Annotated in this window: 4 protein-coding genes; 3 read left to right on the top strand and 1 reads right to left on the bottom strand. The window is 67.5% G+C overall.

The features are described from left to right. The coding region (locus tag VGB60_RS13270; protein WP_331038721.1) for a polysaccharide deacetylase family protein at window positions 1–518 on the bottom strand (518 nt) is incomplete at its 3' end. Window positions 519–630: 112 nt separating this feature from the next. On the opposite strand from VGB60_RS13270, the gene VGB60_RS13275 reads away from it, so the two are divergent. The 3 genes from VGB60_RS13275 to VGB60_RS13340 form a co-directional block, all read left to right on the top strand. Beyond that, on the top strand, window positions 631–1,518 hold the full coding sequence (locus VGB60_RS13275) for a glycine--tRNA ligase subunit alpha (RefSeq protein WP_331038722.1): 888 nt from the start codon (window positions 631–633) through the stop codon (window positions 1,516–1,518). Continuing rightward, complete coding sequence (locus VGB60_RS13280) at window positions 1,488–2,009, top strand: endonuclease domain-containing protein (RefSeq protein WP_331038723.1); 522 nt, start codon at window positions 1,488–1,490, stop codon at window positions 2,007–2,009. Before VGB60_RS13275 ends, VGB60_RS13280 begins: the two co-directional genes overlap by 31 nt. Continuing rightward, window positions 2,010–2,077 (top strand): hypothetical protein (locus tag VGB60_RS13340; RefSeq protein ID WP_414644530.1); only part of this gene is annotated, 68 nt, incomplete at its 3' end.

Consider the following 2,077-nt stretch of genomic DNA (forward strand, 5'->3'; position numbering starts at 1 on the left):
CCGATGCTCCTGATCAGGCCCCGGTCCTCGCGCCCGACGTTGACGCCGTCGCGGACGCCCCGCCCGAGGGCGAAGCGTTCGCGGATCATGCGCTTGGCCGACACCGTGGCGTCTCCGAAGGGGTAGGCGAAGGTGGTCATGCGATAGCCGCCCAGCCGCTCGGCGACCCAGGCGGCGTTGGCGTCGAGGCTGAGCCGCAGGGCCTCTTCGCTCATGCGCAGGACGCTGGTGTGGCCGAAGGTGTGGCAGCCGACCTCATGGTCGGCCGCGTGCAGCGCCTGCAGGTGCGCGACCTCGAACTGGTCGCGGTCCATGTTGCGCCGTCCGGCGAGGCCGCCGCAGACGTAGTAGGTCGCCTTGACGCCGTGCTGCGCCAGGATCGGGCCCGCCTCGGTCCAGGCGGTGGCGGGGATGTCGTCGAAGCTGAGCGAGAAGATCCCGCGCGCGGGCGCGACCGTCACCGGCGCGATGTCCAGATAGCGGGCGGCCCGGCGGCGCAGCTGGTCGATCTGCTTCATGGGACGGTGTGTAGCGGAGGGCGCTTAAGGAAGCGTAGGCCGGGCTTCGCCTTGCCCGCCGAAACCGCCACGTCTAGGGTCCGCCGCCTTCTTTCCCGGACGAAAAAACCCCGTGACCACCGAGCCGCTCTCGTTCCAGGACCTGATCCTGACGCTCCACCGCTACTGGGGCGATCAGGGCTGCGCAATCCTGCAGCCCTACGACATCGAGGTCGGGGCGGGGACGCTGCATCCGGCGACGGTGCTGCGGGCGTTGGGCCCGCGTCCGTGGAAGGCGGCCTATGTGCAGCCGTCGCGGCGGCCCGGCGACGGTCGCTATGGTGAAAATCCCAATAGATTACAGCACTATTACCAATATCAGGTGATCTTGAAGCCGAACCCGGCGGACCTGCAGGCGCTGTATCTGGGATCGCTGGCGGCGATCGGGATCGATCCGAAGCTGCACGACATCCGCTTCGTCGAGGACGACTGGGAAAACCCGACGGTGGGCGCCTGGGGGCTGGGCTGGGAGGTCTGGTGCGACGGCATGGAGGTGACGCAGTTCACCTATTTCCAGGGCGTCGGCGGCATCGAGGTCGACGTCGTCTCCGGCGAGCTGACCTACGGGCTGGAGCGGCTGGCGATGTACGTTCAGGGCGTCGACAACGTGTACGACCTGAAGTTCAACCGGGACGGCCTGACCTATCGCGAGGTCTTCCTCGAGAACGAGCGCCAGCAGTCGGAAGCGAACTTCCACGGATATGACGTCGACGGGCTGAAGCGCCGGTTCGAGGACATGGTCGCCGAGGTCTCGCGCTTCCTCGAGATGAAGGGACCGCAGGGCCAGGCGCTGGTCCTGCCGGCCTACGATCAGGTGCTGAAGGCGTCGCACCTGTTCAACCTGATGGACGCCCGCGGGGCCATCGCCGTGGCCGAGCGCCAGAGCTACATCGGGAGGATCCGGGACCTGTGCAAGGCGTGCGCTGTCGAATGGGTCGAGCAGGAAAGGGGACGGGCGTGACAACCGACGACCGCCACATCGCGCCCTTCCCCCTGGAGGGGGGAAGGGTCGGGGATGGGGGTGGCGGCCTGTCCGCGTCTCGCCCTCCGCAGCGCATCGCGCCCGGCGGCACGGACCGCGCCCGTCGCCTGCGGCAGGAGCAATCCTTCGCCGAGCGGCTTCTTTGGGAAGCGCTGCGCAAGCGCAAGATGAACTTTCGCCGTCAGGCTCCCATCGGCCGCTTTGTCGCGGATTTCGCTCATCTGGCCTCGCGGTTGGTGATCGAGGTCGACGGTCCGTTTCATGACCTGCCGGATCGGCAGGAACGCGATGCCGGGCGCACTCGGTGGCTCAATGCTGAAGGCTATCGTGTCATCCGCTTCCCCGAAAAGCGGGTCCGCGACGACCTGATGGCCGTCGTCGAACAGATCGTGGCTGAAACAGCGCCACCCCCATCCCCGACCCTTCCCCCCTCCAGGGGGAAGGGAGCGAAACGATACGATATCCGGTAGATGCCCCAACTCCTCCTCGAACTGTTCTCGGAAGAGATCCCCGCCCGCATGCAGCAGGGCGCCGCGCG

This window comes from Brevundimonas sp. (assembly GCF_036399195.1).
In the GTDB taxonomy this organism is placed as follows: Bacteria; Pseudomonadota; Alphaproteobacteria; order Caulobacterales; family Caulobacteraceae; genus Brevundimonas.

What these genes read in the sequence shown, in the direction of transcription:
- VGB60_RS13280 (WP_331038723.1), top strand. Translation starts at nt 1,488, where the DNA reads ATGGGTCGAGCAGGAAAGGGGACGGGCGTGACAACCGACGACCGCCAC.